This is a genomic window from Shewanella sp., assembly GCF_051658185.1.
Taxonomy (GTDB): Bacteria; Pseudomonadota; Gammaproteobacteria; order Enterobacterales; family Shewanellaceae; genus Shewanella.
Genome location: NZ_JBOFMC010000292.1, coordinates 1 through 2,130, shown reverse-complemented (window position 1 = coordinate 2,130; position 2,130 = coordinate 1). Strand labels below are relative to the sequence as shown.

Sequence of the window (2,130 nt, the reverse complement as noted above, 5' to 3'; positions counted from 1 at the left end):
CTAAAACGCGAAATTGAACGAATTAATCTCGAGAAAGAAATCCTAAAAAAGGCTACCGCTCTATTGATGTCGGACTCGCTGAACAATTCTCGATAATCGAGAAACTCAATCAGAGCAACAAATACCCTATTTCAGTGTTATGCCATGTATTCAACGTGAACCGGAGCAGTTACCGTTATTGGATAAGCCGCGAGCTTTGTGTAACACCAGAGCAGCGATTTTTAGAATGTGAAATCAAAGCGATACATGCTGAAAGCAAACAGTCTGCGGGTGCGAGAAGTATTGCCACAATCGCCTCTGAACGAGGCTTTACGTTAAGTCGTTATAGGGCGACTCGGTTAATGAAAAAGCTTGGGTTAGTGAGCTGCCAACAACCCAAGCACCGCTATAAAAGGGCTGAAAATGAGCATGTGACCATCCCTAATTTACTCAAGAGACAATTTGCAGTTGTCGAACCAAACACCGTTTGGTGTGGCGATGTGACGTATATTTGGGCTGGTAATCGTTGGTGTTATTTAGCGGTTGTGCTGGATTTATTTTCGAGAAAAGCCATTGGTTGGGCGATGTCATTTTCACCGGATACTGAGTTAACGGTGAAGGCCTTAGATATGGCCTTTGAATCTCGTGGTAAGCCTAAAAACCTGATATTTCATTCAGATCAAGGCTGCCATTATACCAGCCTGAAATACCGTCAGCGGCTGTGGAAATATCAAATCACCCAGAGTATGAGTCGTCGTGGTAACTGCTGGGATACTGAGGTTAGAATTTAAATACAGACTGTTTGTACTGACCCGTGCTGGGATTGACTGAAATGTCTTTGTGTTGACCTGTCGTTCAAAGAGTCTGTTCAATTCTATCGACTCAGTTGTGACCTAATAGGAGCTTTGTATTGCACCTCCAGTGTCCCGTCCTGCTGAGCGATTCAGACAGGAGAATGGCTCATGAACAATAATGATCCTCGCTATAAATTGTATTTGGGTGTAGATACTCACTTGGAACTTCATGTCGCAACACTTATCAATGAACTAGGGCAAGTTGTTAAAAGTAAAGAATTTAGTGCCAAGCTTTCGGGCTATCGTGAACTTTTGGCATGGTGTAAGTCTTATGGGTATATACAAAAAGCTGGCATCGAAGGTACAGGAAGCTATGGCGCTGCACTGACAAAATACTTGATCAAGAACGGCGTTGGTGTGTATGAAGTTATGCGGCCAAATAGAATGAAGAGGCGGCTGAAAGGCAAAACAGACGGTATGGATTCAGAGAATGCGGCTAGAAGCGTATTGTCTGGTGAGGCAAAAGTTATTCCGAAAAGCCATTCAGGGCCAGTTGAGTCATTGCGGAGCCTACGGATTAGTCGAAATAGTGCTGTAAAAGCAAGGACTCAGGCAATGAACCAAATTCGAGCGCTTCTTGTTTCAGGCCCTGATGAGCTAAAGCAATCCCTGTATCTACCAAAGCCGAGTGCCTGCGCGTCTGCATGTTTAGATCAATGCTCCGATAGCTGCGAGCCATTAATGATCTCACTTGTGTTGTTGGCACAACGTTGGAGCTTCCTAAATGATCAAGTAAAAACACTTGATCAGGCTTTAAAAAGGCTAACGTTGAATACGGCTCAGAGCCTTGTATCAAGGTTTGGAGTCGGTGTGAATGTAGCAGCAACACTCCTGGTTACAGCGGGAGACAACGCTAACCGACTAAAGAAGGAGTCATCATTTGCTGCATTGTGTGGTGTTAACCCAATTCCAGCTTCATCAGGAAAAACTACTCGTCATAGATTAAATCGTGGAGGCTGTCGCAGTGCTAATAACGCACTCTGGACTGTCGCGATGGTAAGAATGCGCAGTGATCCCAGAACGAAAGACTATATTGCTCGACGAACAGCTGAAGGGTTATCAACCAAAGAAATAGCTCGTAACTTAAAGCGTTATATAGCGAGAGAGCTATTCCCGCTAATCCTGAAAGATCTAGCGAGATTGGTTTGACATAGGAGCGTCAACGCTGCCGAGAACCTCCTAGGGGCAAGCTTTGGCGACCCGATTTATCGCCGCTGTAGAGAAGCCAGCCCATGGGGAGGAGGGGCGTTTCCCTTGATGAATACGCTACAGTTAACGCTGGTTTACATCTTATAAA

At 44.9% G+C, this 2,130-nt stretch carries 1 protein-coding gene and 1 pseudogene; both read left to right on the top strand.

Going from position 1 to position 2,130, the window contains the following annotated elements:
• A pseudogene (locus ACRCZA_RS11205) lies at nucleotides 1-752 on the top strand (IS3 family transposase); the annotation flags it as partial.
• Nucleotides 753-941: 189 nt separating this feature from the next.
• On the top strand, nucleotides 942-1,982 hold the full coding sequence (locus tag ACRCZA_RS11200) for an IS110 family transposase (RefSeq protein WP_438674518.1): 1,041 nt from the start codon (nucleotides 942-944) through the stop codon (nucleotides 1,980-1,982).
• Nucleotides 1,983-2,130 lie beyond the last annotated feature (148 nt).